At 66.8% G+C, this 26,951-nt stretch carries 25 protein-coding genes and 1 pseudogene; 14 read left to right on the top strand and 12 right to left on the bottom strand.

Features of this window, described 5'->3' with window-relative positions:
* Positions 1-5: 5 nt before the first annotated feature.
* The gene (locus ON41_RS17425; protein WP_040748685.1) at positions 6-542 is read right to left on the bottom strand and encodes a GNAT family N-acetyltransferase; all 537 of its coding nucleotides are present in this window, start codon (positions 540-542) and stop codon (positions 6-8) included.
* 45 nt (positions 543-587) lie between these two features.
* Positions 588-1,499 (bottom strand): non-homologous end joining protein Ku, encoded by a 912-nt coding sequence (gene ku / locus ON41_RS17420; protein ID WP_040748684.1) that lies wholly within the window; start codon positions 1,497-1,499, stop codon positions 588-590.
* Positions 1,500-2,138: 639 nt separating this feature from the next.
* On the opposite strand from ku, the gene ON41_RS17415 reads away from it, so the two are divergent.
* Positions 2,139-3,170, top strand: a complete 1,032-nt coding sequence (locus tag ON41_RS17415) for a methyltransferase (RefSeq protein WP_169336493.1) — start codon at positions 2,139-2,141, stop codon at positions 3,168-3,170.
* Between the two features lie 12 nt (positions 3,171-3,182).
* Here the strand turns inward: ON41_RS17415 and ON41_RS17410 are convergent, their stop codons facing one another.
* A complete protein-coding gene (locus ON41_RS17410; protein WP_040748683.1) occupies positions 3,183-4,202 on the bottom strand; it encodes an anti-sigma factor family protein in 1,020 nt (339 codons plus the stop codon).
* 170 nt (positions 4,203-4,372) lie between these two features.
* Here ON41_RS17410 and ON41_RS17405 point away from each other — a divergent pair, with 170 nt between their 5' ends.
* Positions 4,373-5,134 (top strand): response regulator transcription factor, encoded by a 762-nt coding sequence (locus ON41_RS17405; protein ID WP_051161808.1) that lies wholly within the window; start codon positions 4,373-4,375, stop codon positions 5,132-5,134.
* On the opposite strand, the gene ON41_RS17400 is transcribed toward ON41_RS17405, so the two are convergent.
* The 6 genes from ON41_RS17400 to ON41_RS17375 form a co-directional block, all read right to left on the bottom strand.
* Positions 5,128-5,355 (bottom strand): anti-sigma factor family protein, encoded by a 228-nt coding sequence (locus tag ON41_RS17400; protein ID WP_040748682.1) that lies wholly within the window; start codon positions 5,353-5,355, stop codon positions 5,128-5,130. The genes ON41_RS17405 and ON41_RS17400 overlap by 7 nt on opposite strands.
* Complete coding sequence (locus ON41_RS17395; protein WP_040748681.1) at positions 5,352-6,008, bottom strand: RNA polymerase sigma factor; 657 nt, start codon at positions 6,006-6,008, stop codon at positions 5,352-5,354. Before ON41_RS17395 ends, ON41_RS17400 begins: the two co-directional genes overlap by 4 nt.
* A 101-nt stretch (positions 6,009-6,109) precedes the next feature.
* The gene (locus ON41_RS17390) at positions 6,110-6,883 is read right to left on the bottom strand and encodes an alpha/beta hydrolase (RefSeq protein ID WP_040748680.1); all 774 of its coding nucleotides are present in this window, start codon (positions 6,881-6,883) and stop codon (positions 6,110-6,112) included.
* Between the two features lie 7 nt (positions 6,884-6,890).
* The gene (locus ON41_RS17385; RefSeq protein WP_040748679.1) at positions 6,891-7,595 is read right to left on the bottom strand and encodes a flavodoxin family protein; all 705 of its coding nucleotides are present in this window, start codon (positions 7,593-7,595) and stop codon (positions 6,891-6,893) included.
* 217 nt (positions 7,596-7,812) lie between these two features.
* Positions 7,813-8,232, bottom strand: a complete 420-nt coding sequence (locus ON41_RS17380; protein ID WP_040748678.1) for a hypothetical protein — start codon at positions 8,230-8,232, stop codon at positions 7,813-7,815.
* Positions 8,229-9,392: a molybdopterin-dependent oxidoreductase gene (locus ON41_RS17375; RefSeq protein ID WP_184782367.1), complete on the bottom strand. Its 1,164-nt coding sequence runs from the start codon at positions 9,390-9,392 to the stop codon at positions 8,229-8,231. The genes ON41_RS17380 and ON41_RS17375 overlap by 4 nt, the downstream gene beginning before the upstream one ends.
* A gap of 516 nt (positions 9,393-9,908) precedes the next feature.
* Here ON41_RS17375 and ON41_RS17370 point away from each other — a divergent pair.
* The 4 genes from ON41_RS17370 to ON41_RS17350 all read left to right on the top strand — a co-directional run bounded on the left by ON41_RS17370 (position 9,909) and on the right by ON41_RS17350 (position 14,498).
* A complete protein-coding gene (locus tag ON41_RS17370; protein ID WP_157185513.1) occupies positions 9,909-11,636 on the top strand; it encodes an NAD(P)/FAD-dependent oxidoreductase in 1,728 nt (575 codons plus the stop codon).
* Between the two features lie 94 nt (positions 11,637-11,730).
* Positions 11,731-13,098, top strand: a complete 1,368-nt coding sequence (locus ON41_RS39115) for a hypothetical protein (RefSeq protein WP_157185512.1) — start codon at positions 11,731-11,733, stop codon at positions 13,096-13,098.
* A gap of 411 nt (positions 13,099-13,509) precedes the next feature.
* A complete protein-coding gene (locus ON41_RS17355; RefSeq protein WP_040748677.1) occupies positions 13,510-13,881 on the top strand; it encodes a hypothetical protein in 372 nt (123 codons plus the stop codon).
* A gap of 110 nt (positions 13,882-13,991) precedes the next feature.
* Positions 13,992-14,498, top strand: a complete 507-nt coding sequence (locus ON41_RS17350) for a DM13 domain-containing protein (RefSeq protein WP_040748676.1) — start codon at positions 13,992-13,994, stop codon at positions 14,496-14,498.
* A gap of 255 nt (positions 14,499-14,753) precedes the next feature.
* On the opposite strand, the gene ON41_RS17345 is transcribed toward ON41_RS17350, so the two are convergent.
* The gene (locus tag ON41_RS17345) at positions 14,754-15,836 is read right to left on the bottom strand and encodes an MlaD family protein (protein WP_246829546.1); all 1,083 of its coding nucleotides are present in this window, start codon (positions 15,834-15,836) and stop codon (positions 14,754-14,756) included.
* 71 nt (positions 15,837-15,907) lie between these two features.
* Complete coding sequence (locus ON41_RS17340; RefSeq protein ID WP_040748675.1) at positions 15,908-16,669, bottom strand: membrane protein; 762 nt, start codon at positions 16,667-16,669, stop codon at positions 15,908-15,910.
* Between the two features lie 224 nt (positions 16,670-16,893).
* On the opposite strand from ON41_RS17340, the pseudogene ON41_RS43090 reads away from it, so the two are divergent.
* The 3 genes and pseudogenes from ON41_RS43090 to ON41_RS17330 all read left to right on the top strand — a co-directional run.
* Positions 16,894-17,052, top strand: a pseudogene (locus ON41_RS43090) (TetR/AcrR family transcriptional regulator); the annotation flags it as partial.
* 48 nt (positions 17,053-17,100) lie between these two features.
* Positions 17,101-17,496, top strand: coding sequence for a hypothetical protein (locus ON41_RS17335; protein ID WP_246829554.1), 396 nt, complete (start codon positions 17,101-17,103; stop codon positions 17,494-17,496).
* A 925-nt stretch (positions 17,497-18,421) separates the two neighbouring features.
* Positions 18,422-18,970, top strand: a complete 549-nt coding sequence (locus ON41_RS17330) for a GNAT family N-acetyltransferase (protein WP_040748673.1) — start codon at positions 18,422-18,424, stop codon at positions 18,968-18,970.
* Between the two features lie 337 nt (positions 18,971-19,307).
* Here the strand turns inward: ON41_RS17330 and ON41_RS17325 are convergent, their stop codons facing one another.
* Entirely contained in the window at positions 19,308-19,769 is a 462-nt protein-coding gene (locus tag ON41_RS17325) for an SRPBCC domain-containing protein (RefSeq protein ID WP_040748672.1), read from the bottom strand.
* Between the two features lie 209 nt (positions 19,770-19,978).
* Between ON41_RS17325 and ON41_RS17320 the strand changes: the two genes are divergently transcribed.
* The 5 genes from ON41_RS17320 (at position 19,979) to ON41_RS17300 (ending at position 26,715) form a co-directional block, all read left to right on the top strand.
* Complete coding sequence (locus ON41_RS17320; protein ID WP_040748671.1) at positions 19,979-20,863, top strand: hypothetical protein; 885 nt, start codon at positions 19,979-19,981, stop codon at positions 20,861-20,863.
* A gap of 370 nt (positions 20,864-21,233) precedes the next feature.
* Positions 21,234-22,277, top strand: a complete 1,044-nt coding sequence (locus ON41_RS17315; RefSeq protein WP_246461612.1) for a fused (3R)-hydroxyacyl-ACP dehydratase subunits HadA/HadB — start codon at positions 21,234-21,236, stop codon at positions 22,275-22,277.
* A 470-nt stretch (positions 22,278-22,747) separates the two neighbouring features.
* Positions 22,748-23,266 (top strand): hypothetical protein, encoded by a 519-nt coding sequence (locus tag ON41_RS17310; RefSeq protein WP_157185511.1) that lies wholly within the window; start codon positions 22,748-22,750, stop codon positions 23,264-23,266.
* A 548-nt stretch (positions 23,267-23,814) separates the two neighbouring features.
* On the top strand, positions 23,815-24,738 hold the full coding sequence (locus tag ON41_RS40335; RefSeq protein WP_157185510.1) for a hypothetical protein: 924 nt from the start codon (positions 23,815-23,817) through the stop codon (positions 24,736-24,738).
* Between the two features lie 81 nt (positions 24,739-24,819).
* Positions 24,820-26,715, top strand: a complete 1,896-nt coding sequence (locus ON41_RS17300) for a Clp protease N-terminal domain-containing protein (protein ID WP_051161732.1) — start codon at positions 24,820-24,822, stop codon at positions 26,713-26,715.
* The last annotated feature ends 236 nt before the right edge of the window (positions 26,716-26,951 follow it).

Below are 26,951 nucleotides of genomic sequence, written 5' to 3'. Positions count from 1 at the left end.
TGGATTCAGCGGCGCAGCCGGCCGGTCCGCGCGAACGTGCGCTTGGTGGTGGGGGAGAGGCCGGGCGCCGCGTCGTCGGCGGTCAGCTCCGGCTCGTCCGGGTTGGGTCGCACGAACAACCGGACGGTGGTGGTGTCGACGAATTCGTGCCGCGTCATCATCGCCGCCGACGCCGTATTACCGGACTCGACGTCGGTGACGATGCGGCGCGCACCCCGCTCGAACAATGTCTCGCAGCAGACCTCCACCAGCCGCCCCGCGATTCCCCGGCCCTGCATATCGGGAGCCACCGCGATCCATTCCAGATATCCCCAGTCGTCGCGCAGCTCGAATTCCATGGACCCGAGGACGAACCCCACGACCCGGTCGGAGTCCAGCGCCACCCAGCACGAGCCGTCGGGATTGTCGAGATGCTCCGCCACCGAGGTCAGCGACCACGACGTATACGGCTTGGCCTCGGTGTCGAACACCTCGGCGCCGAGATCGAGTACCTCGCGCAGGTGCCCGAGACCCATGGGGACGATCGCTGTGCCGGCTTCCATGGCCGCCAGTGTGCCAGCTCTCCGAGCCGGAACCGCGCAGCCGCGTCAGGCGCCTTTCCGGGTGCTCTGTTTGGTGGTCTTCTTCGCGGCCTTCGGCGCCGCTTTCTTGGCGGCCTTCTTCGCCGGCTTCTTCTCCGCGGCGGGTGCGTCGGATTCGGATTTCGACCCGCTGCGCCGGCCCGTGGCCTCCAGGCTGCGCTGCAGCGCCGCGACCAGATCGACGACCTCGGCATCCATTTCCGCCGGCGCCGCCTCCTCGTGCCGGATCACCTTGTTCGATCCCGATTCGATCGCCTCGTCGAGCATCCGCTTGAGTTCGATCTGATATTCGTCCTTGTACAGGCTCGGATCGAATTCGTCGGACATGCTCTCGACGAGCGTCTCGGCCATCGAGATCTCCTGCTTACGCGGCTCCGGGGCACCGTCGAGGGATTCGAAATCCACCGCGCGCACCTCGTCGGGCCACAGCAGCGTCTGCAACAGCAGCACCCCGTCACGCACCCGCAGCGCCGCCAGGCGCGTCTTCTGGCGCAGCGTGAAATGCACCAGCGCCACCCGGTCGACCTGCTCCAGCGTCGTGGCCAGCAGCACATACGCCTTGGGCGTCGTGGAATCCGGCTCCAGGTAGTAGCTCTTGTCGAACAGGATCGGATCGATCTGCTCCGACGGCACGAACTGCAGCACCGGAATCTCGTGCTTCTCCGCCACCGGCAGTTTCGAGAAATCCTCGTCGGTCAGAACGACCTTGTCCCCCTCGGGCGACTCGTACGCCTTGTCGATATCGGCATACTGCACCGACTGCCCACACACCGTGCACACCCGGTCATATTTGATCCGCCCACCGTCCTTGGCATGCACCTGATGAAACCTGATGTCATGATCCTCGGTAGCCGTATAGACCTTGACCGGGACATTGACCAGGCCGAATGCAATAGAGCCCTTCCAAATGGACCGCATATCGCCACTGTACTTTTCACCCCACCTCCTTCGCAGCCGATCGGCCGCGACCTGCGGTTTCAGGGTGTTGGTGGGTGTCGCTGGCGGACCTGTGACGGGTGCGTTGGCGCGCGCGGCGGGCAGGGTGGCTACATGCGTGAGGTCGGGGTTCGGGATGGTGGGGTGATCGTTTCCGAGCGATCTGTCGATCGTTGCGTGTCGGAGCGGTCCGACCCGGTGCCGAGAGTGTGGGGCAGGGGGGACGGGCAGCGATAGCGATCTGAAGCACAGCTTCGAACGACATGTTTGTGTGCTGATCGCGTGTGCGAGGGGGGCTCTAGTGCGCCCTCGGGACACCGGTGACGAGTTGTGACGAAAGCGTGACGGCAGTGTCGACGGAGAATTGTTCCCGGAGATGCCGGGCCGGAACTGATTCGCCTGCTGAACCCAGGTTTTCGACGGGTCACACCGGCGTTCGGACACCGCCATAACGGCGTCGTCGGATTCTGCGAGCCAGAACCGATTTCGCTACCGTCGCGCTCGTGGCGGCACGGCCCCGCCACGGACCGGCATCGACGCCGGACTCGCCTCGAAGGGTCGGAAGTTGATCGCGCAACCGGGCACCGCCCCGGTGGAAGGACATACATGGAGAACACATCCGTGACCGAAACAGCCGGCACCGGCGTGCCGCCGGAATCATCTTCGGTCGCGACCATGATCCAGCTGCTCGCCGGCTTCCAGATCTCGCAGGCGCTGTACGTGGTGGCCGAACTGGATATCGCCACTCACCTCGACGACGGGCCCCGGACCATCGATGATCTCGCGGCCACCTGCGGCGCGCGACCCGAGGTGCTGCGCCGGCTCGTGCGGAGTCTGGCCCCGCTCGGGATCTTCCGCGGGTCGGACGAGGACACGGTGGAGACCACGCCCCTCGGCGCCACGCTGTCCACTCGGCGGCCGGATTCCCTCCGGGATATCGCCCGGTACTGGATGGAGACGCACTACCTTCCGTTCAGCGAGCTGCTGAACACTGCCCGGACCGGCACACCGGCCCCCCAGCAATACCTGGGGCAACCCTTCATCGATTGGGTCGTCGCGACCCCCGGCATGGCCGAATTGCAGAGCCGGGCGATGGCCGGTGTGACCGGCGGGCTGCGTGATCGGATGTTCGAGAACTACCGCCTTCCCGCAGGCGATATCGTCGCCGATATCGGCGGAGCCGACGGCACTATTCTGGCTCGCCTGCTGAGTTCCGAGCCGACTCGCCGCGGAATTCTCTTCGACCTGCCCGGGGTAGTCGAGACCGCGCGGAAGAAGCTCACCGAACTCGGGATGACCGATCGCATCGACACCGTTCCCGGGGACTTCTTCGAGTCCGTACCGTCCGCCGATGTCTACGTGCTGGCCGCGATCATGCACGACTGGGACGATGCCTCCTGTATCCGCATTCTGCACTCCATCACGAGTGCCGCGGCGCCGGGCGCGCGGGTGGTGCTGATCGAGGGCCTCGTTCCACCCGGCGACGAACCGCACGCCACCAAACTGATCGACCTGACCATGCTCGGCATGACCACCGGCAAGGAACGCAGCGCCACCGAGTTCGAGGAACTCCTCGGCGCCGCCGGGCTCACCCTGGATCGGATCGTCCCCACGCCGGAGCAGTACTCGTTCATCGAGGCGCACATACCGTAACGAATCCCGGCTTTACGGCACGGCGGCGGCGGGTGTGGCGGCGACGATGTCGCGTGCGAGGCCGAGGTCTCCCTCAGCCGTGTAGATCACGGTCGCGGGATCGCGCCGTCCGCCGGCCAGCAGGCAGAAGTCGACGACATCCATGGCGATCCGGGTGTCCGGGCCTCGGGGCGCACCGGATGTCGGTGGGATGATCCACTGCCCGCCGCCCGGGCCGGAGAGGGTGATCTCGGCCGTGCCGCCGACCGGTGCGCCGCGATGGGACCGGAACGCGGCCGGCAGCGTTCGGATGCTCATATTCGCCATGGATGCGAGATTCTCGGGTTTCGGAACCGGAATTCGCACACCCGCTGTTCCCGCGATATCGGTTGTGCGCAGCCAGATGTCGAAGGCGCGCGCGACCACCGCGTCGGGAAGCGGCAGATCGGCCGACAGCCGGATCACCGTCTCGACGGGCGTCTGCGGCAGGGCCGCGCAGATTCGGGCCGCCTGCGCGAGCCACTGTGTACGGAGCTGTTCCACCGACGGCATACCGTCGGCCGGAAGGGTGGCGAGTGCTGTCTCCAGGCCGATGTGCTGCGCGAGCACGCTGTCCACGGCGGCCAGACGGCTGACCACTTCTCGCACCGGCGGGCCCGAGTCGTCGGCGTTCCATCGGTGGATCACCGGCCGGAGCCAATCGGTATCCGACAGTGTGCGTAATACCTTGTCCAGCACCAGAACCTGCGCCGCGTACGGACAGTACTCCGAGGCGGTTTCGATGATGTCGGTCCAGCGGCGCGCACTGGTCTCCCGGAATGCGGCGAGGAGGTGGTCGCGGGTCGCGACGCTCAGTCCGTCGGGCCGCTGTGGGCCCACTGGCGGCTCGCTCGCCAGTTTCCGGACGTAGCGTGTGGTTTGCCGGATCTGTGTGAGGTAGTTCTCGCACGAGGGGCAGGCAGCCAGGTGCTCGATGAGCCGTATCTCGGTCGCCTCGTCCAGAGCGCCGTCGAGGAAAGGTGTGACGAGCCCTGGCAATTCATCGCAATCCATTGCCCGGAGCCTTTGTGTTCGGTTGCTACCTGCGGATATTCGTGCAGTATATCCCGCCTACCCGGATATCCGCCCCGGCCGGGGAGCGGACGGTTGTAACGAATGCGGTGGGTGGCGGCACTGTCTGTCGTGATGTGCAGGTCTGTTCAGGCGAGCGCCTGATGACGAACATGCCGGGTGTCGATACTCACCGCACGGCGTCGCCGCGGGTGCTGGTCGCCGACGACAATCCGTTGATACGCGACGTTGTGCGCATACACCTGGAAAGGGACGCGCTGGCGGTGGTCGAGGCAAGCGATGGGAATACGGCGATGGAAGTACTCAACGGGTGTCCGGATGCAGCGGAGGGGGACCGTGACCTCATCGACCTGGCCGTTATCGACGTGTGCATCCCCGGGCGGAACGGGATCGACGTCTGCCGGGCGATTCGGGCGGGGTCGCACCGGCCGGACCTGCCGATCATTCTGATCTCCGGCCTCGGCGTCCAGGACCGGCACCGGGTTATCGGTCTGGAAGCGGGGGCCGACGATTACGTCGCCAAGCCGTTCAGCCCTCGGGAACTGGCTCTGCGTGTCGGGGCGGTGCTCCGCCGATCCCGGCCGCCGGCCGGGGCGGTTGGTGCCGAGCTGTGTGCCGGCGGCATTCGGGTGTCGCCCGATACGCGGGCGGTTCTCGTCGATGGGGTCCGGGTGCATCTCACCGCTCGGGAGTATCAGTTGCTGGAGTTCCTGCTGCGGTATCCGTACCGGGTGTTCAGCCGCGGGGAACTGCTGGCCCGTGTCTGGGGTTGGGAGTACGGCGATTTGTCGACGGTGACCGTGCACGTGAAGCGGCTGCGCGCCAAGCTCGGTGCGCATCACCGGATTTCGACCGTGTGGGGGCGTGGGTATTCGTGGGGGCGTGACGAGGCCATCGATGTGGCGGCTCAGTGACGCCAATCGCGGAATGCGGCGAGAAGTGTGTCGCGTGCGACGGGGGAGATGCTGTCGGGCGGCAGCTCACCGACGGACCGAATCGTTCGGCGGAACTGCTCCAGGTAGGCGTCGCAGCCGTCGCAGAGGGTGAGGTGCTCGATGAAACGCTGCTCGGTCTCGGCGTCCAGGGCGCCGTCGAGGAATGCCGTGACGAGTTCGACGAATTCATCGCAGTTCACGGGCTCACCGATCGTTCCGCATCGAAGTACCCCGCCAATGCCGCCCGCACGACGGCCCGTGCCCGGTGCAGGATTACTCGTTGATTGCCCGGCGAGATATCCAACATCTCGCACACCTCCTCCGAGCTGTAGCCTTCCATGTCGCGCAGGGTGATGACGATGCGACTGCGATCCGCCAGGGTGGCTACTGCCGCGGCGACCGTCCGCAATACCTCCGAGCGTTCGGCGGCGTTCTCCGGCTCGGACCAGCGCTGCGGTTTCTCTCCGGGCCTCCAGTGTCCCGGGTACGGATCGCCGACCGGCTGGAACCGGCTCGGCTCCACGGTGGCTGCCTCGTCGTCGGGGGTCATGCTGCCGAAAGGAATGGTCCGGCTTTCTTTCGTGCCGCGCTTCTTCGCGGTGTTCACCAGAATGCGGAACACCCATGTCTTGAGTGCGGACCGCCCCTCGAAGCCGTCGATGCCGCGGATCACGGCCAGCCAGGTCTCCTGGACGACCTCCTCGGCGGAAGCGTTCGACGAGACGAAGGACCGGGCGAGGCGCAGCATCGACGCCGACCACGCGTCCAGCACAAGCTGAAAGGACCGTTCATCGCCGGCGCGGAGCCGATCGGCCAGGACATCGTCCGGCGGCAGTGTCCCCTCGGAACTCACAGGATCTCCTCGAACTGGATGCAACCCCAGGCACTGTAGCCGTACGGGCACAGTGCCGCTCGGGGGAGCCGACCTGTTCGTGTCGTCGAGCCGGTTGTGAGTCAGCGTCCGGCCGGCGGGTCGAGGTATCTGCCTACCCAGGCCGTGAGGACGTCGGCGACGTAGGTCGCCTGTGCGGAGTCGGTGAGCAGGTGGTCGGCGCCGTCGAGGGAGACGAAGGACTTGGGGTGTGGTGCGGCGTCGTAGATCTGCCGGGCATTGCGCAGCTCGACCACCTCGTCTCGAGGGGAGTGCATGACCAGCAGGGCGCAGCGCAGGTTCGCGATGCGTTCGCGCTGCCGCTGTCCCCGGATATCGTCGAGAAAGCTGCGCCGGAATGTGAAGGGGCGCCCGGCGATCGAGACGACGGCCGATCCCTCCGCCTCCACCCGGTCGCGGGCAGACCCCAGCAGATGTTCGATGTGCGCGGGGTCGGCGGGTGCGCCGATCGTCGCTACCGCACGCGTCTCGGGGATACCGTGCGCGGCGGCGAGAACCGCGGCGCCGCCGAGCGAGTGGCCGATCAGGATGCTCGGTGCGTCGATCGTCGCCCGCAGGTAGTCGGCCGCGTGCCACAGATCGTCGACCTCGGAGCTGAAATCGGAACCGGCGAATTCTCCGTCGGACTCGCCGAGCCCGGCGAAGTCGAACCGCAGGACCGCCACGCCGCGTTTCGCGAGCGCGCGGGCGATCCTGGCCGCGGCGGCGATGTCCTTGCCGCAGGTGAAGCAGTGCGCGAACACCGCGGTGGCGATACACCGATCGGTGGGCCGTTCCAGCCGCCCGGCCAGTCGGATTCCGTCTCGTCCAGTGAAAGTTACAGCGTTGCTGACCATTTCGTATCTATCGGTATTCGGGGTTCTCGAAGTCGAACCGCTCGCCGGTGTCCCATTCCGACCGCTGATTGCCGTGCGCCGGAATGCCGCCGTTGTCCTTCAGCAGCCGCGCCAGATGCATCAGGTTCCAGGTCATGAACGTGGTGTTGCGGTTGGTGAAATCGTTGTCCGGACCGCCCGATCCGGGATCCAGATAGGACGGTCCCGGACCCGCCTCGCCGATCCAGCCCGCATCGGCTTGTGGCGGAATGGTGTATCCGAGATGTTGCAGGCTGTAGAGGAGATTCATCGCGCAGTGTTTGACCCCGTCCTCGTTGCCGGTGAGCAGGCAGCCTCCGGCGCGGCCGTAATAGGCGTATTGGCCGCGGTCGTTGAGTGTTCCGGAGTTCGCGTACAGCCGCTCGACGACCTTCTTCATGACGGAACTGTTGTCGCCCAGCCAGATCGGGCCCGCCAGCACGAGAATGTCGGCGGCCATCACCCGCTCCTGGAGCGCGGGCCACTCGTCCGCCGGCCAGCCGTGCTCGGTCATGTCCGGCCACACACCCGGGGCGATGTCGTGATCGACCGGGCGCAGGTGCGAGACCTCGACTCCGTTCTTGCGCATGATGTTCGCGCTGACATCGATCAGTCCCCGGGTATTGCTCGTCTCCGGGGATCGTTTCAAGGTGCAGTTTATGAACAGTGCCCGCAGGTCGTCGAATGCGGTCATAGTGGTGTCCTCCTACCGGGTCGGTGTCGTAGATACGGGTCTTGCGGTGGTGGCGAGGTGGCCGCCGGGCGAGTGAGGGAGCCCGCCCGGCGGCCACCGTGGCGGCAGGGTGCGCGGATGGCCCGGCACCGGTTGAGCCCGCCGCCATACCGCAGCCGGGGCCGCTGGGCGGTTCACCCGGATGCGACAATCTTCAGTGTCGTTGGGGCGGTGGGTGTTACAGTTGTCGCTGCGGTTTCCGGCGGACGTGCCGCCGGGTGATGTCGAGGCCGACGAATGCCCAGACCACCGCGATCACGACGAGTAGTCCGACGGGGTAGTCGCGGTCGAGGATGGTCGGGTTCCCCGCCACCGCACCGGACCGCTGCACGACGGGGACGGCGACCAGCAGCAGGGTGACGGTACACAGCCCGCCCCAGACGATCGATGCCCACCAGCCGTCCGGGAGCAACCGGCGGGCGAGCAGAGCGACGACCGCACAGACGGGAGCGAGGATCGCGTCGTGCAGCAGGATGCCCCCGACGAACCAGCCGGCGGTGGACATCAGGCTCGCGGGGTCCTGCTCCAGAACCAGATCGATTCCGTACCAGGCGAGCCAGATTCCGGCGAGTCCGAGCAGTATCCGGATGGCGGTCATGCCCGCACCTCGATCCTGGAGAGCCATTTGGTCTGCAGCACGCCGGGCCGGTTCGGGGCGATCAGGCGGCAGGGGTAACCGTGGTCCAGTGAGAGCTCTTCGCCGTTGAGGCGCAACGCGATCAACGTCTGGTCATCGACGACGTGAGTGTCCGGGAGGAGTGTGTTGCTGTAGAGGCCGCCCTGTTCGAGCGAACGGAACGCGACATCGCCGCCGCGGTAGCCACCGGCCGCGGTGAGCAGGTCGCGCAGCCGGACACCGGACCAGTGCGCCGACGCGCTCCAGCCCTCGACACAGGCCAGCGGCAGCACGGCCGAGGTCTGCGGCAGCGCCTCCAGCTCGGCCCGGGAGAAGCCGCGCTCGGTGCCGCCGGTGGCCACGGTGAGCTGGTAGGTGCCTTCCCGGGCGCGGTCGGTCACACCGGCCTCGGTGGCGGTGCGATTGACCGGAAGTCCTTGGGGCCCTTCGCCGGTGCGTGGTGACAGCACGGAGATCCAGCGCAGCCACGGCACGGACTGCCCGGCCACGGCGACTCCCGCGAGTGCGGTGGCGGCGATCGCGGCGCCGAGAACGCCGCGCCGGGTCGGGCGGTCGTCGTTCCGTGTGTCGGTGCGGGGGGTATCGGTCCCGGTACCGGTGCGTGCGGCGTCGGCCGCCGGTCTCGCCAGTGCGGTCCGCACCACCGGTAGTTTCACGGCCAGGTGGACGGCCAGTGCGCCGAACGCGACGTAGGCCATGGCGTAATGGGTGCTGGTGAAGAAGAATTTCCACGGATAATACTGCGCGGTGTTGAACAGCCCGGTCGCCAGCTGGAAGATCATCGAACCGACCAGTACCGCAATCGATCCACGCTCGAGCAGCCGGAGGGGATTGCCGATCAGCGGCCGCGCGAACAACCTCGGGAACACCGACCACAGCTTGACGATCAGCAGCGGGATCGCCATGACGCCGGAGATCACGTGTGCGCCCTGGGTGACGCGGTAGAGCCACGGCGGATTGGCCGGCCAGTGGAACCAGGGTGTCGGATGCTGCACCCAGTGGCTGATCAGACCGGTCACGAAACAGACCGTGACCGCGATACCCAGCGCGATGCCCACCCGCGCGGCGACGGCGGCCGACCGCGCGGGTGAAATTCGCCGGGTGACGGTGCCGGGTAGCAGCAGGCCCGCCTCGGGCGTGGAATCATCCTGTGCGGCTGAAGTTTTCACCTGTCGTTCCTTCGCGTGCCGGCGACCCGATCGGCGCCCGGGGTAGCGAGCGACTTGCTGTCTACGTCGATCACGTACTAGACGCTACGGTCGGCGCACCGGGTAAGCACTCCTAAAGGAATGAACAAATTGTGACGTCCGGTATCGCCGACGCCGTGTATTGCGTTGAGCGGCCGATTGTTCGGTGCCCGCGGTGCGCCGTCACAATTTCGTCACCGAATCCGGGGGTGTCTCCCGGGTGCGTATCGGCCATGATGTGACCTGGAATTTGCGTGCGGGCACGCCCTTCGATAGGTGTCACGAATCATATTGGTGTGCAACGGAAGTCGATGGTCACGATTCCTGTCCGGGCCAACCGGGCGGGTGTAACGCGGCACCCGCTCGCGGGCACTGTGTCCGGCGGGTGGCTCGATGGCGGCGTTGCCGGCCGCGTGATGGCTTGCCGCGCCAGGGATGACGGAGAGTGAGATGGAACGGATACGGACGATGGCGCTGCCGCGCCTGTCCGCGGGCGTGGTCGCCGCGGTGGCCGCGGGCGTGGCGGTGGGGCTGCTCGCGACGGTGCCGGGCGGGGGAGCCGAGGCGCCACCGTGGGGCGCCTGGATGGTGCACGCGGTGATCTTCGGCGCGGTGCTCGGTCTGCTGGGCGGAGGACGGAAGCAGAGCCTCGGGTCCTCGTTGGCGGCGGGTCTGCTGCTCGGCCTGGCCGACTGGCTGTTCGGGCAGCTGACGCTGTCGGTCCTCGTTTCGGGATCGGTACCGAAATGGACATTGGCCGAGGCGGTCTCGACATTCGACGAGCTGGTGCGGACCGTACTGCTGGGTGCCGTCGCGGGCCCGGTGATGTACGGGCTGGTCGCGCTGTGGCACCGGCGCGCCGCCACCGATGCGACCGTGCCGCGCAAGCCCCACATCGTCGTGGTCGGCGGCGGATTCGGGGGCGTCGGCGCGGCTCGCCGGCTGGACGCCCTGGTCGCGCGCGGCCTGCAGGTCGAGATCACGGTGATCAGCGAATCGAACTTCCTGCTGTTCACGCCGCTGTTGGTCGGCGTGGCCTCGAGCACGCTGGAACCACGGCATGTCAGTGCACCGGTGCGGGCGGCGCTGGGTTATGCCTCGTTCCTGCACGGGCGGGTGGAATCTGTCGACCCCGAGCGCCGGGAACTGCTGGTCGCCGCCGGAAGCCAAGGCAGGCAGCGGGTTCCGTACGACGAGTTGATCCTGGCCGTCGGCGCCGTGCCGCAACTATTCGATCTGCCGGGAGTGGCGGAGCACGCGTTGACGATGAAAACCATCGATGACGCCAACCGGTTGCGCAACCGCGTACTCGCCGCCCTGGAACAGGCCGATCTGGAAACCGATGCGGCCGAACAGGGTCGGTTGCTGACCTTCGTGGTGGCCGGTGGCGGGTTCGCCGGGACCGAACTGATCGCCGAGCTGTTCGACCTGGTACACGGCGTGCTGCACCACTATCCGCGGCTGCACGACGCCGAGCCGCGCTTCGTACTCGTGCACTCCGGCGACCGGCTGTTGCCCGAACTGCCCGCGGACCTGGGTGATTACGCACTGCGCACCCTGCGGGGCCGGGGGGTCGAATTCCGGCTCGGTACGCGAGTGGTCGAGGCCGGGCCGAGCAGCGTGCGGTTTTCCGATGGTGCGCGGATCGAGGCGCGCACCTTCGCATGGACGGCGGGCAACCGACCGAACCCGCTCGTCGAACGCATCGGGCCGGGAGGAGGCAGCGGCCCGCTGCAGGTCGACGAATGCCTGCGGGTGACCGGTATGGACGGGGTCTGGGCCATCGGAGACTGCGCCCGGATTCCGGATCCGGCCCGACCCGGAAGCTACTACCCGCCGACCGCGCAGCATGCCATTCGTGAAGGTAAGGCGGTGGCGGACAACGTCGCCGCGGTCGTCCGCGGACGTGCGCCGACGCCGTTCCGTTTCGGCGGGCTGGGAATTCTCGTATCGCTCGGGCACCGGAGGGCGGCGGGGCAGGTATTCGGGCGCAGGGTCTCCGGTCTCACGGGATGGGTGCTGTGGCGCGCGGTGTATCTGGGAAAACTGCCCGGGGCCGAAAAACGACTGCGGGTGGCCGTCGACTGGCTGCTGGATCTGGGCTTCTCCCGTGACATAGCGCTCACCTCGACCGAGATCATCTCCACCACGGCACCGGACAGGAATCGACATGCGTGAATCGCTCGAAGTTACCGGCCCTGCCGCCGCACCGGAAATCTCGAATCCGTTGGGCGACAGGTCGTTACCTCTGACTCGGGGGGCATTGTTCGGCGTGGTCGCGGGATCGGCCGGTGGTGTCGCGTTCGGGGCGATCATGGCGCTGATCGGATTCCTGCCGACGGTGGCCGCCCTGGTGCGATCCGACAGCCCGGTGGTGGGGACCGTGGTGCACATGACGATCGCGGCGATCCTCGGCGCCGGATTCGGCGTGCTGGCCTCGCGGCAGACGATCGATGGCGGCGACCTGCTGTTCTGGGGGTTGATCTACGGTGTCGCGTGGTGGTTCGCCGGGCCGCTGACACTGCTGCCGGCACTGTCCGGCGATCCGGTCCGCTGGACCGTGGCCGACGCCCGGGAATTGTTTCCCAGCCTGGTCGGCCACCTGGTGTACGGCGCCGTGACGGCGGCCGTATTCGCCGTGGCCGCCAAGCGGTTTCCTGGTCGGTCGAGCCGGGGCGTGGATATCCGTACCGCCGCGTTCGCGACGCTGGCCGGGATCGTCTCCGGACTGCTGCTGTCGGCGGTGTTGCGGCCCATGCAGGGCGGTGGCTACACGCTGGTGATCGCCGGATCGTTCCTCGGCGCCGGTTACGGCCTGCTGTTCGGCGCTCGCCGGGAGGGAACCGGTCCCGCGCTGATCCGTGGCACGGTGTACGGGTTGCTGTGGTGGCTGGTCGCCGGGCTGACATTGCCGTCGTTGCTCGCCGGTGACGGTCTGGACTGGACCGCGCAGGCGGCTCGCGCAGCGGTTCCGGCGTTACCGGGATATCTCCTGGTAGGCGCCGGGACGGCCGCAGCGTTCCGGTTGTTCGACGGTGTCACGCGGGCAGTGCTGTCCGATGACGTTCGCGACGGGTACGCGGACCGACTGATCGCCGGCGGGGCCGTGTCCGTGCTGCACGGCATCGTCGCCGGTCTGACCGGCGGGGTGGTGTTCACCGGCGTCATGGTGGCGGTCGGATTCCTGCCGACGGTGGCGGCGCTGGCGGACTCCGGATCGGTGATCGTCGGACTGGTTGTGCACCTGCTGATCTCGCTGACGATCGGTGTCACGTACGCGCTCTTCTTCCGCGGCAGGAGTTTCGATGCCGCCGCCGGGATCGGATGGGGTGTGTCCTACGGCCTGCTGTGGTGGGTACTCGGCAACCTGCTCCTGCTGCCGCTGCTGCTCGGTGAGATGCCGCACTGGTCCGCCGAAACGGTGGCCGAGGCGTTTCCCTCGCTCGTCGGCCACCTGTCGTACGGGGCCGTGCTCGGCCTGACGTATCAGCGATTGGAACAACGGGTGTCGCCGCCGCCCCGCAGCCGGGCGGCGTCGGCGCGAACCCTGGCCCGAGACAACCAGATCCGCACGGCCGCACCGGCTTTGTGGAGCCTGGCGGTGTTCGTTGCCGCTCTGGTTCCGGTGCTGGTTTCCTGAGCGATTCGGCACGACAGAGCCGGTGGCCCGTGCATCGCACCGCCGCCGGAATCCCCCGCGAAGTTTGGAGACACGATGACACAAGCGACCGAATCCATCCCCACCTGCGCCTACCCAGGCTGCGACAACCGTGCCGAACCGGCCGAGCCCGGCGCTCCGGCGGCCGCGCCACAGTACTGCGCGAACCCGGACCACAACTCACTGGGCGTATTCCGCCGACTCCGGGCCCGCCGCAAGCAGCGGAAGTCGGAGCGTGAGGAAACGAAATCCCTTGGGACACAGAACGCGCCGGGGACCGCCGAACCCACAGGCCCGGTCGTGACCGACCCCGAGTCAGTCGGGGGCCTCGGGATGCCGGAGGGGTGGCCGGAGTCGCCGGAACCGGCGCCGACTAGGGCCGTGGACGCTGCGATGCAGTCTCGCGCCGCACTGGTTGACCTGCTGGAACGGCTGTCCGCCGAGCTGCCCGACTACCTGGAGGAGCTGGCGGTCATCACCGATTCCGCGGCCGCCGAGGCCCGGATCGAGGCGATCACCCGCGCGGCGGCCGAGCAGGCGCTGGTCGCGGAGCGGCGTGCTCTGGTGGCCGAGCAGGCGGCAGATCTGGCCGTCATCGAATTGGAAAGGGCCGAGGCGCAATTGGCGGCGCAGGTCGATCGGATTCGTATCGAGACCGCCGACCGGTTGGCCGCCGTGCGCGGGCCGAGTTCCGAGGAGATCGAACTCGAGCGCCTGCGTCCCGCTGTAGTCACGAGCCCGGCGGAGGCGGCCGAGAAGGACTGATCCGAAAGACGTTTCGCCGCTACGCCGCTCGTCCGTCATCGGCCGGGCGGTGGCGGTGCAGTACCTCGACGCAGAGTACGGACGATCCGATGCAGAGAACGGAAAGCGATATGTCCCTGAAACGACTGTCCCGGCGGCGGCTTGTGGCCGGTTTCGCGGTATGCCTGATCGCTGTCTCGGCGATCGGCCTCTACTTGTTCCAGCCCTGGCGACTGTTCACCACGCACCGAGTGGACGAGGCCGCGGTGGTGGCCTCCGATGGCCAGGCCCCGCCGGTAGTCTCGATAGGAAACCTTGTCTCCCACGAACATACGACCTCCGGATCGGTAAACCTGCAGCGTGCGCCGGACGGTGGGGTGACGCTGCGGATCGCCGATCTGCACACCTCCGACGGCCCGGCACTGCACGTCTGGCTCACCGATCAGCCGCTGAGCCCGGACGACTGGCACAACCTCGACGACGGCCGCCACATCGACCTCGGCGCATTGAAGGGCAACCAGGGCAACCAGAACTACGAGGTCCCACCCGGAACGGACCTCACCGGTTTTCCCACAGTGGCGATCTGGTGCGAGCGTTTCGGCGTGTCCTTCGGCGCGGCCACTCTCGCCCGGCCCTGATCACCAGCGACACCCACGAGCCGGCATCGCACCTCGTCAAGGCGAGCGATGCCACCTGTTCTCGTGATGTTGCGGAGGCCCTGGCCGGACAGGATGCCACGATCTCTGCCCTCGGTGGCGACGGGTCGTCGCCGGTCCCGGTGGCGCTGCCGGTGTGTGGCTTGAAGTACGAGCATCTGTTCCGTGGCGTGATCGCCGACGGCGACGCGCTGGACACCTCGGGGGTGTCAGCGGGGCCACGGCCCCGCCCGGGTTTCATCGGACTGCTCCGATCATCCGCAGGACGTCGATGATGCGGCCGGTCTGTTCCTCCGGCGACATCGCGGGGGCGGGTTCCGGCGAGCCGATGCCGACGAGGTTGACCTTCGGGCCGCGGTCGGCGAAGGGAATGATCTTGTTGTGGATGAGGTCCATAAGCTTCTTCAGGTTCGACGGGGAGGTGGTGTCGAGCGGGCGGGCGCCGAACAGCATCGGAATGGCGGCGCGGGCGGTGCCGTCGAGTGACTGCAACAGCGGTCCCAGCCAGGCGAGGGTGGGCGCGAGGGGGCCCAGCGCGGTGAGCACGAAGAGGAGGCTGACAATCGTCTCGATGGAATCGGTGGTGTGCTGCACGCCCTCGGTCGTGAGGAGCTGGTCGAAATCCGGTGTGTTCGAGAGCAATCCGTCGTCGACCGTGGCCTGTAATCCGGCGACGAGGTTGTGAATGGAGTTCTGGTTGTCGGCGAGGTCGGTGAAGTCGCCGCCGAGTATTCCGGCGATGCGGGCGGTGTCGCGCGGATCCTGGGGCATGACGCCGTTGAGCTTGTGGACGATGGCCTGCAGATCGCTGATCGCGCCGCTGCCGACGAAGACAGCCAGTCGCGCCATGATGTCCTCGATGGGCGGCGACTGGCTGGTGTCCGACAACGGGATGGTCGCGTCCGGGGCGAGCATGGCGGTGGCGGCGGGCGGCGCGGTGAGGGCGATGTGGACATCGCCCAGCGGTGTCTCCTGCCGCAGTTCGGCGGTGGTGCCGACCGGCAGGTGGGCCGATTTCGCGATCTCGACGTCCGCGACGACATGTCCCGGCACGGCCGGGCGATCGGGTTGTGCCGCAACGGCGTCGACGAGGGTGACATCGGTCAGCTCGCCCACGCGGACGCCGTCGGCGATGACCTTGGCGCCGCGCGGGAGGTTGAGCACGTCGGCGAACTCGATCCGCAGGTGGTAGGTCTGCCCGCCGACTCCGCTTCCGGGGACCGGGATCTCGGCCGGCTGCACATCGCACCCGGCGGACGCCAGGGCGAGGACGGCGACGAGCAGGGCGGGAATTCCGCTGCGCCGGAACACGAACAGCACTCTCCTGAATGCGGCCTCACTGCCGCCAGTCCCGGGGACGCGCGTACGCCCGCCTCCTGAATAGCCGCGCACTAGAACACCACCGTGAGATCTCGGCGAGTCAACCGGTGAACGCCCCAGAAATAGGTGATGAGCGGCATGGTGCACCAGAGCACGTTGATCACCACGAACTTGATCCACATCTCGGCCGGGCTCGTCATGCTCGCCAGGTTGTTCGCGATCTCCACCCCGAAATAGATCGCGGGCAGCGTGACCTCGACGATCATCCCCGCCATGATCAAGGAGAGCTGAGTGTTCGTGAACCGCCTGCGATTGCGGAAGAACTGCGCGAGCGCATACGCCTCGAAGACCCCGACGAACAACGCGATCCATTCGAGAACGACGATGAGCGAATCTCCGTTCAGGTAACGCGCGTCGCCCCCGAGCAGGATGGGCGACCACATGTACGACCAGAGCGCCCCGTTCTGCACACCGTCCCTGATCTGGGCGAAGAACAACAGCCACGGCAGCTCCCAGATGAATCGTGGTATCAGGGCGATGAAAACCCAGACGATGATCATCGCGCCCAACCGCTCCGAGTTCGTTCGTCCGCGTTGTCCCGGAAGCGGGAGCCACGGCAGCGCGAGCGCCGTCGCGAAACAACCGACGACCACCAGAACCAGCCCGTTGGACGCGACGGGATGCGATACCCCGACCTGGAATTCGAGGTACCAGAACACCACCTGCACCGCGAAGAAGACGGCCAGAACGCCGAGCAGCGCCTTCTGCAGCGAGGAAAACCCGCGCCTCGCCGGCCGATCGCACGTGCCGTCCCGGCGACTGGTCTCCGTCATGGACCGAACCTCCATCGAGGGTAGGGATCGCTCGGTGCAGCGATTGCGTGCGCATCCTCGAGCGCGACTCCGCCGAAAGCATTGCACATGCAATGTTTTGCGGGCAAGCGTCAGGCCGGTGCCGGTTCGGCAGACGAACCCCTGAGTCGACGATCGGGAAGCCGCCACAGGTGTCCTAAGCTGGAGGGAATGAGGAAACATGGCACGTTCGGCGGGCTGCGGCGGTGACTGCTCGTGGACGCTCGGCTCCGCGCCGTCCGATCGCCGGTCGTCAGGAGCGGGGGGACCGGACCCGTGAATTGTTGATCGACGAGACGGTCCGGTGCGTCCGGGAAGAAGGATTCTCCGCGGCCAGCGCCCGCCACATCATCGAACGTGCCGGGGTGAGCTGGGGTGTCATCCAACATCACTTCGGTGACCGCGATGGCCTGTTGACCGCGGTGATCGACGATGCCGTCGACAGCTTGGTCGCCTCACTCGAAGCATTGTCCGATCCCGCGCTCATCATCGACACGGAGGAGTTGGTGCGAGCGACGTGGGAGGCGTTCGCGAACCCGAAGGCAATGGCCGGGTTGGAAATCCTCATCGCGACGAAGGACCTGCGAAGCACGCTGAACACAAGGCATATGCAGCGCCTTTTCGCCGCCCTGGCGGGTGTGAACCGGCGATTCGATGCCGGCGGCGACCGTGCGCACGCCACCGCCCTGGGCATGCTGCTGTGGACGACCCCCGTAGCGATGATGATCGCCGAGACATTCGCGACACTCCCGCTCCCGGTGGAGGACGCGCAGAAAGCGATCGCCGGGCTGATCGATCATCATCGCTGACCGCGCGGACCGCACCGGCCCACGGCGGGCGCCGCCGCAACAGCCCGTGGCTATCGGACCGCAGCGTATGAAACACGCTCCGATGAGAGCCGAACCGGGAACCTCCGCCCAGCAGACGTGCATTCCGGACTGGCCAACCCAACCCGGCATAACGCGCGCTGAGCGCGGTCGCTGCATCGCCGGCGTAAACCTCGTGACCAGCGAGATCCTGTGAGAATCTTGACGCAAGACACATCGCTGACCAGGTCCGCATGCGCGATGACTTGGGCCCGGTCACCACTGCCTTCCGGGGATGGGTGCCACCCTCACCGCCGAATTCCTCGCCACAACCGGCGGCATCGGCCGATACGCCAGGGGGGACAAGCAAGGGCCCAGGGCAAGAACCACCACCAAGCCGTATTCGCCTTGGCTCGCCGCCGCGCCAACGTATTACACGCAATGCTTCGCAACCGGCAACCCAGCAGTGTCAGCTGAACTGCAACGGCTGCTTGATGATTCGCCCGAACAGGGCACGAGAGCCACGATCCGGTAGCGCGATAAGCGGTATGTCCGGACGTCGTGCCGCGACGGGCCGACGTTGCGTGAGCTACACGTATTCGGTTGTCTTTCCGGCCTTTTCAGAAGTCCGCTGCCCCTCCGGATCGTTCCGTCGAGTTCTAGCTGGGCCACCGTGGGCTGTGCACGTCTCCGAGTGCGCTCTCATGTGGATGTGCGCGCGAATCCCCTTGACGTTCTCTGGGGGATAGAGACCTGTGGCGTGGTGTTGTGTCGCAGACACTCCGGCGGAGTTTGCGACGGTTCTCCTGACACGTTCGGCCTGAATTCTTCGCTGCGCCACCTGATTTGGCGACCACTGCGAAGCAATTACATGATTCGATGGAGCGACATCCGAGCAAGGGGAGGACCCGCATGAACCCAGTTGCCGATGCTATCCGCCACCCAGATCGCAGCGGGGCGGGTCCTGCTGCGCAAGGCACGTGATGCTGATCGGGAAGGGCTCATCGAGCTACGAACCGACCCTGAAGTCGGGGCTTACATCGGCGGCCCGCTTCTTCGGGAGGGCGTCGAGCAATATCTGGACGGAATCGGCGGCGCAGCCAACGCAACCGCCACTCCCGGCACCTTCATCGTCGCCGACAAAACCACCGACAATCTCCTGGGAACAGTTGAACTCAAACGGCGCCCTGCCGACTGGCCCGGTCACGTCGCCGACGACGGCGAGGAACTGGAGCTGGGTTACCTCATACGACGCGACGCCTGGGGCGCCGGACTGGCGTTCGAGGCCGCCACCGCAGTGTTACGCGCAGCCGCAAACGAACTCCCCGACCAGCCGGTCCTCATCCCGACCCAAACCGCCAACACACGCTCGCTCAGACTCGCAATTCGCCTCGGATTCCAGCCGGTCACCACCTTCGAGTGGTTCGACGCCGACCAGACTCTATGCCTCGCCAGTCTGCACTCCTTCAAAGCCTGAACGACAACGACATCCAACCCTGCATGACCGATTCCATGGACCGCGAGGCATTGCTGAACGCCGACTTCCGCATCGACGAGACTATGTTGCCAAGTGTATTGTCCGCGGCTCGATTGCTGAGTGTGACCCACAGTGGATCAACTCAGCTGAGATTGGGCGCATTCTTCCGTCGGCCGATCTGGATGAGATTCGCGCTGGTCTTCGAAAATACCGCGCAGAGAGCGTTGAGAAATGTCACGGTTGTCATCATGGTCACGAACTTTTTCGTGGCGACGTCGGCGGTAATCGGGCTGCCGGCATGTCGGCGTTCACTAGGGACACACTGCGTTTCGCGTAGTCACGACTCCAGATAACGGGAAAGGTTCGTCAGCGACGACAGGATGCCCTCCGCGTGGTCACGGGCGCGAATCCCGACCGGCACATTCCGCGCCTCGAACTCGACGACGGTTCCTTCCTGGACGCCGCGCAGCCTCCACTCCATCTGCATCGTTCCCTGAAACGCCGGGTCGTTCGATTGGAAGTCGACCTCCTGCACGATTCGCTCGCCCGGAACGAGTGTCGAGATACGCACGTCGGACACATCCGAATCGGCCGACGTTTTGCCGGGGGAATCGGCGGCGTCGTCATAGGTCAGTACGAGGCGGTACGAGCCGCCCGGGCGCATATCGAACCGCTCGAACCGGCCCCGCATCCCCTCGGGCGGTAGCCAGGTGAGCAGGGCGTCACGGGCTACCAGGGCCTGGAAAACCTCGGCCCTGTCGAGATGGATCAGGAGGCTTGCACGATCCGTTCTGCTCATATCTCGATCCTAGAAGCACTGAACAAAGCGGACTCATCGACCAGGGTCCCGCTTCACCGTGCCGTATTCACAGCGTTATCAGGCGACTGCCGACCCGCAGTGGCACCGAGCGACCCGCCGCCGAATCCGATGCCGTCCCGTCGAAACCAGTGCTGAACCGGTGAGATCGCTTCGGCCGCAACCCTGCCGCCGCACACTATGTTGGCTGAGTGGAGTTGACAACGGATTTCGGGCGCGGTGCGTGGCTGCTGGCGCGCGTCGGCGCGGACGGGGTCGGCAACGTCGCGGGTACGGGTTTCGACGCTTACGCGCGGATCCTGCATCCGGTCGAAGCGACCCGCCGCCACGCCACGGGCACCGACGAGTGGGGCAATCCCGAGATCGTGGAGGAGGCGATGTGGCCGTGGGCCGAGGTCGCCGCGCGCAACGGCAGAGTGATGCATCCACTGGTGCAGTGGCGCAGCCTCACCGACAATGAGGACGAAGCGGCGATGTCGTTCGACGACGGCTGGGAAGTCGGCCAGACCGTCGAGGGGTGGTTCCACCCGCGCCTGCTGGCCGCGCTCAGTGTCCACCTCCGCGCTGCCACCACGGCGCCGGAGGAGGTGACGGCCGGAGTGTGGAATGGATTCGGCGAGTTGAATTCGTCCTCCAGTGCGCTGTTCGTCGCGTCCACCGACAGCGATCCGCAGAGCGTCGAGCGCGAGCGAGCCCGAATCGAGGCCGAACTGGCTGCCTCTGTCGCACCGGAGGTCAGGCGGGCGATGGAGACAGGGCCTTTCCTGCGGTGGCCGGGACGCGACTTCATGCTGTTCGACACCAGTCTTTCCGAGCTAGCCGAGCCCAGCTGGGTACATGCGGCGGGCCTGGGATGGACGTCCGACTTCCCCGGAGTGATGCCCCAGCTGCTCTGGCCCGCCGACCACGCATGGGTCGTGGCCAGCGAGATCGACTTCGACTCCACGATCGTCGCCGGCCCACGGACTCTGATCGACGCGGTCCTGGCCGACGATCGTTTCGAGGCCTTCCCGATCGCCGAGGAGTCGGATCTGAGCTGGGACGGCGACCGCATCAACCCCGCGCCGAATGCCTGACCCTGTCAGCGTGCGGGCACCCACCGGCGAGGCGGACCGCGGATTGCGGATTGCAAGTACATGCCGCGTTCTAATTGTTCGGGCGATGCCTGCCGGAAGCGAACAGCCCCATGCGCCGTCGACACTCGGCCACGCAATCCCCTCTCAGCACCGTTCCCTCTCCGCGTCCGCGGCGGTGCGGAAAGTTCAGGGGCCGTTCATATTTCCCCGCTCGTTGGCGGGTGTTCCGCGGTGGCCCGGTGCGGAATTGTCCGTTATCTCCGGTATGGGCGTAGCGAAATCCGCTGCGGCACAGCCACTCCGCTTCCCGTCCCAGCCGGTTGGTTTGCTGTACGTTTGCCTGATGGGGAATTCAGGCAGTGTGAACGTCATGGAACGCAGCCCGGCCGCGCACGCGCGAGCGATGGTGGGCCACCACTACACGACCGACGACTTCTACGAGGTCGGGCGGGAGAAGATCCGGGAATACGCCACGGTGGTGCGCGACGACCATCCTGCGCACCGCCGGGACGCCCACGCGCTCGCGTCGGGTTACCGTGGACTGCTGGCGCCGTCGACGTTCGTGTCGCCGGTGGGCATGCGTGCGCAGCAGACGTTGCTGGAGCAGGTCGCGGTGGGGTACGACCTGAGCCGATTGCTGCAGACCGACCAGGTACTGCGCTTTCACCAGCCGATCGTCGCCGGGGACCGATTGGCCTGCGACGTGTCGCTGGAGTCGTTCGAACAGGTCCGGGGCCGCGACATGATGGTCATCAAGAATGCCGTGTCCAATCAGCGCAACGAACTCGTGCACACCGCCTACACCACGGTGCTCGTCGGCGCCACGGGACAGACGGATCCCGCGGTGGCCGCAGCCGCCCGAAATCTCCTGGCGCACAACCTGATGAACATCGTGCCCGACGGCTCCGAGGCGGCATCGCCTGCGGTGGCGCTGTCGACGAGTGGTCTCGATCCGGTAGTGGTCACCGACCGGCCCGCGCCGCGCGGGCGCCGCATCGACGAGGTCTCGGCCGGTGAGGAACTGCCGCATCGGACCGTGCGCCTGACCCGTGGCGACCTGGTGCACTACGCGGGTCTCGCGGGGGACGGCAATCCGATCCATTGGAGCGACGAATTCGCTCGCCTGGTCGGGCTGGAGACTGTGGTGGCGCACGGCGTGCTGGTGATGGGTATCGGCGCCGGGCACATCACGTCCTGGCTCGGCGATCCCGGCGCGGTCGAGGAATACTCGGTCCGGTTCACCTACCCGGTGTATGTCGACATCGAGCACGGCGCGACGATCGAATTCGCCGGGCACGTCAAGTCCGTGGACCCGGCCACCGGTACGGCCGTGATCGCGATGGATACCCGATGCAACGGCAAACGAGTATTCGGGCACAAAGCCACCGCGACCGTCCGATTAGCACGCGCATAGCGGGCGAGACCACGGCCCTCGGCCGGCGTCGGGTTCAGGGGCCTCTATGGCTCCGGGTCTCTCCTCGCTGTGGTGGATCTCGGTTCTGCGCAGTGTGAGGAGCGCGGGTCGCCGGGCTACAGGGGCACGTGGCGTGGAATCGCACAGGGCAGCTCGATGTCAGTCGAAGTCCAGAGGGGTGGGTCTACGAATGGGTTTGGCACGTGGATGGCTATCGGCCACCGTGCTGCCGGTAGCATCGGGCGCTGGGGCGCTGCCGGTCGAGTTCGAGCGGGAGCCACGGGAATGGAGACCGGATGCGTTGGGGCCCAGTGATTGCGCTTGTCTCGGCGTTGCTGGCGGGGTGCGAGAGCACTGAGTCGGTCCCGGCATTGCAGTTCGGATCCGCACGGCCCATCGGCACAATCACAGTTCCGGCGACCCCGATCGGAGCGTTACCCGGTGAGAAGTGGCCGGATGCGTGCACGTTGGTGAACGACGAGGAGCTGAAAGCAATTGTGCCGCAGGCGACCAACATACTGCGCCGTCCCCGCGAACTGATCTTGGTGGATCTTTCGGTGTTTCACCGTACGGGCGGCGCGCGGGTGCCCCGAGCGAGCTGCGATATGGATATGGCCTTGCCCTCGAAATGGGGTGACCGATACAACCTCCATTTGAAGGTGGGGATGAGTCGCATCGGCTCGACCGAGGTGGTGCGGCAAGCCTTCCAGGAGGGGCTCGGCGATGCGGCCGCTACGTCGACCGGTCCGCAGCTCGGTGCCGAAGACTGCTACCACCCCGCACCGCGTTCCGGCAGTTATGTCGCCGACAGTTTCGTTGCCATATCGTGTGTGAAGGGACAGTACTTCTTCGGTGTCGCAGGTAGCTCGGGAGCATCGGAGTTGTTCACCGAGTCCAGCGAGCCCGGTGTCAGAGCGACCGCGATGGAAACGTTGCGTGTGAAGGTACTGACCGAGCTCGTTCGTACGCTCACCGCGAAAATGAGCTGATACTCGAGAGTGCTTGTTCTGTAGCGTCGATCCGATCTCGTCGCGGAGAACCCGAATGCGCCGAGCGGCATTTCCGGATCTCCTACGGCTTGCTTCTTCGGCTGCGACAGAACGCAGACCAGTAGCCTGCCAGTGCAGCGGATGTGCCACCTGGTCGCGGTGATCATGCTCTGGCCTCGCCGCCCGTACCCGAAGGCGAGCAGTCCGTTACCGGCACTGTCCTCCGCTGTCCTCGTCATCTGCTGACGTGACGCACTGCCATCGGGAAACAACGTCCGGGTGTAAATCTGGGGGATTGTGAAAGAGCGTGTGCCGGGCGGCATCGGACACCCCGCACTGGTTGCCTGGCGGGTCGCGAGACTGTGGCGAGTAGTGCGAGGCCGATGCCGCAGCCGCGAGCGGTGGGGTGAACGAAGTGCCGTGCACGGCGGTGACTTTCCGCGCCCCGGCCCGTCCAAGGATAGGAGGGGGCTGCCCGAGGTCGATGTGCGGCAGCGTCGGAAAGGCAACGCCTTCATATACTGCCTGCGGAAGGCTTATAGGAGAACATGAGTACACCAAGCATCACGGTGGACCTGCCGCTGCATCCCACCGTGGTGAACGCACTGTGGCATGCCAGGTCGGCGGCCGGCTCGCGCCCGATCGATACCCGGGATCTGTTCGTCGCTCTGATGCAGGTCGACGTGTCGGGCAAGTGGAGTCGAATCTCGTTGCACTGCGGGGATTCCGATGTGCTGGCGGGCAAGGTCGCGGTGGACCCGGCGACCGGCAGCTCGTCGCACTGGGAAGGTATCCGGCTCACCGATACGTGTGCGGCGGCGCTGCGGAACGCTGCCCGGCTGGCCCGCCGGTACAACCTGGAAGGCGTGCCGGTCGGGATGCTGGCCGTGGGGCTGGTCGGCGATGGTTCCACGGCCGCGGCGCAGGTCCTGCACGACGGATTGGGACACAGCGAATTGGTCGCTTTCCTGCACTCGGACATCCTGGGCACCACCCCGCAGAACCTCGAGCGAGAACTGTCCCCGACCGCGGACGAAATCCCGCATGCACAGCCCGCTTTCGGGCCGGGTCCAGTGGGCCGAACTCTCTATTGTCTCCACTGCGGGGCCACACCCGCTGCCGCGGTGACCATCCGCAGCCATCGCGGATTCGTGCTGTGGATGCAATTCGTCCGCATGCCGGGTCCGTTCTGCCGAGACTGTGGTTTGGCCACTCTGCGCAGGATGACGATCGAAAGCGTGTGGCTGGGCTGGTGGGGACCTCTGTCGTTGTTCATCAACGCTGTCACTCTCGTGGCCGACATGTCTGCGCATTCGCGGATCGTCCAGCTCCCGCCACCGATTCCGGGCATGCCCGGCCGTCCGATGGATCCTGGTAAGCCGCTGTTCCACCGGCCCGGCGCCATCGGATTCCTGATCCCGGTCAGCATCCAGCTGTTGGTCACGGTCATCCTGCCGCTGCTGTCGCCGTGAGCTGCATGACCGTTCGGCATCGCGCTACCGCATGCCCGGGGCCGCGCCCTGCACAGACCCGCCGAAGACCGAGGAGGATCAGTGGATTCTTTCAATCCGACCAGTGCGACGGATGCGGCCTTGTCGGCCGCGTTGGCGGCGGCGATCGCCGCGGGGACGGCGGAGATCGCGTCGGCCCACCTGCTCCTCGCGCTGTTGGATGCGACGGACGGCAGCGCCGTAGCGTTGCTGCGGGATGTCGGCGCCGACGTGGCGGCGCTGCGCGACGCCGCCGGCGCGATCGCTGAACGACTGCCGCGTGCGGAAGACCCGAGTACCGCACCCCGCCTCGCCGGTACAGCGCTCGCGGCGTGTGCGGCGGCGCGGCGGCTGGCCACCAACCTGCGCTCGGAATCCGTTGCACCCGACCATGTCCTGGTCGGCTTGGCCACCGACGACACCGAGGAGGCTCGACTGCTCGCCGCGCACGGCGCCGACGTTTCAGTGTTGACAGGGGCGCTGCTCGCGAGCCGCGAGCGTGGATCGACCACCACGGTAAATCCGCAAGCCCGGCACCTGCGAGAGAAATACAGTACCGATCTCACCGAACTGGCCGTACTGGGCGGGCTCGATCCGGTAGTCGGCCGCCTGCACGAGATCCGGGAAATGGCGATGGTGTGGGGGCGGCGTACCCGCAACGCCGTCGTGCTGATCGGTGACCGCGGCGTGGGCAAAACAGCGATCATCTCCGGCCTGGCGCAGCGCATCACGGCGGAGGACGCGCCGGAACCGATGCGCGACAACGCAGTGGTGTCCCTCGACCTCCGCGCTGTCCTGGCGAACGCGCGTTCGCTCGGTGAGTTCGACGAACTGCTGGCACGCGTACTCGACGACATCGAAGATCGGGCCGGACGAGCCGTCGTCTTCCTCGACGAGTTGCAGACCGTCTCTGCGGTAGCCGCTGAGTTGGCGGTAGCCGCGAGCGACCTACTGACACCGTTGCTCGCTCGTCCCGCGTTGCGGCTGGCCGCCGCGGCAACACGCGCGCAGTACGACAGACTGGTCGAGTCCGACGAAGCCCTATCGCGGCTGTTCCAACCGGTAGCGGTCGGCCCCCTGTCGCTGTCGGAAACCCTCGACGTGCTGCACGCCGTGAAAGCCCGTTACGCGGCGCATCACGGCGTCGACATTACGGATGCCGCGGTGGTCGCCGCCGCTGAACTCGGTCCCCGATATGCCCCCGGACCACAGCCGGAGGCAGCGATCCACCTGCTGGACGCGGCGGCTGCGCGACTGCGCATGGACGAGCGAGATCGGCCGCTGGCCGGCGAAGACGTCGCCCAGCTGGTCCGGCGGTCGGAAGGTGGCCTCGACCCACAGAAGCCTGGCGTCCCACCGCCGAGCGCTGCTGCCGCCGAAACGTCACCTGCCCGCCGAACGCCCGCCGAGATGACGGCTCTGGCAGCGTCATTGCTGACGGGAGGAGACACCGCCGGTGCGCGGCACTGGTATGAGAAGGCGGCCGACGCGGGCGACGCCGACGCGATGTACACGCTCGCGACGGTGCTGGAACAGCAGGTTGTCCGGCAAGGCTTGCTCGAGCGAATGCGGCGCAGGCACCGAAACGGCGGTGATCTCGCCGAATCCGAACTCTGGCTGCGCCGGGCGGCAGTAGCGGGTCACCCGGACGCGATGGTTGCCCTCGCCGCACTTCTCCGGAGAGACGGACAAGCCGACGAGGCGCAGATCTGGGAACAGAGAGCCGCAAACGCGGGCTCGGCGGCCCGGCCGTTGCCCAAACAACCGCCGCCATCCATCATTCCCCCGGCCCCGGCCCCGGCCCCGGCCAACGAATTTCGGCGTCTCCTCGGCATGGTGATGGGTAATCACGCCACCGCAGAGCGGCTTATCGCTTTGGAGCAGCGGCGGACGCCGAGCGCTGATCGCGCGGTACTGATCGCGCGGGCCATCGATAAACTGCAGCACGATCGACGGTAATATTGACGGATATCGATATCGGAGGTGGGTGGACAGGCGCCGCAAACGAAAGCTCGGCAGCCGATCGCTACGCAGGGCCACATAATCGGTATGGCCGAGCGGCGCCTAGCCGTGCCGTGAGGTGCCGGGCCAGTTGGCCATTCCGATCGCAGACGGGGACGTGACCACCAGCGGTACTGCTCCCGCGACAACCTCACCCCGCGCTCGGCCGGCGGCGGCGTCAGATCGGAGGTCTG

The sequence above is a fragment of the Nocardia transvalensis NBRC 15921 genome (genome assembly GCF_000308875.1).
Lineage (GTDB): Bacteria > Actinomycetota > Actinomycetes > Mycobacteriales > Mycobacteriaceae > Nocardia > Nocardia transvalensis.
The sequence above is the reverse complement of the archived record's forward strand: the minus strand, read 5'-3'. Positions and strand labels throughout refer to the sequence as shown.

Coding starts and splice junctions, on each gene's coding strand:
- ON41_RS17425 (WP_040748685.1), bottom strand. CDS start 542: ATGGAAGCCGGCACAGCGATCGTCCCCATGGGTCTCGGGCACCTGCGC.
- ku (WP_040748684.1), bottom strand. CDS start 1,499: ATGCGGTCCATTTGGAAGGGCTCTATTGCATTCGGCCTGGTCAATGTC.
- ON41_RS17410 (WP_040748683.1), bottom strand. CDS start 4,202: ATGGATTGCGATGAATTGCCAGGGCTCGTCACACCTTTCCTCGACGGC.
- ON41_RS17405 (WP_051161808.1), top strand. CDS start 4,373: ATGCCGGGTGTCGATACTCACCGCACGGCGTCGCCGCGGGTGCTGGTC.
- ON41_RS17390 (WP_040748680.1), bottom strand. CDS start 6,883: ATGGTCAGCAACGCTGTAACTTTCACTGGACGAGACGGAATCCGACTG.
- ON41_RS17385 (WP_040748679.1), bottom strand. CDS start 7,595: ATGACCGCATTCGACGACCTGCGGGCACTGTTCATAAACTGCACCTTG.
- ON41_RS17380 (WP_040748678.1), bottom strand. CDS start 8,232: ATGACCGCCATCCGGATACTGCTCGGACTCGCCGGAATCTGGCTCGCC.
- ON41_RS17370 (WP_157185513.1), top strand. CDS start 9,909: ATGGAACGGATACGGACGATGGCGCTGCCGCGCCTGTCCGCGGGCGTG.
- ON41_RS17355 (WP_040748677.1), top strand. CDS start 13,510: ATGCAGTCTCGCGCCGCACTGGTTGACCTGCTGGAACGGCTGTCCGCC.
- ON41_RS17350 (WP_040748676.1), top strand. CDS start 13,992: ATGTCCCTGAAACGACTGTCCCGGCGGCGGCTTGTGGCCGGTTTCGCG.
- ON41_RS17340 (WP_040748675.1), bottom strand. CDS start 16,669: ATGACGGAGACCAGTCGCCGGGACGGCACGTGCGATCGGCCGGCGAGG.
- ON41_RS17330 (WP_040748673.1), top strand. CDS start 18,422: ATGCTATCCGCCACCCAGATCGCAGCGGGGCGGGTCCTGCTGCGCAAG.
- ON41_RS17325 (WP_040748672.1), bottom strand. CDS start 19,769: ATGAGCAGAACGGATCGTGCAAGCCTCCTGATCCATCTCGACAGGGCC.
- ON41_RS17315 (WP_246461612.1), top strand. CDS start 21,234: ATGGAACGCAGCCCGGCCGCGCACGCGCGAGCGATGGTGGGCCACCAC.
- ON41_RS40335 (WP_157185510.1), top strand. CDS start 23,815: ATGAGTACACCAAGCATCACGGTGGACCTGCCGCTGCATCCCACCGTG.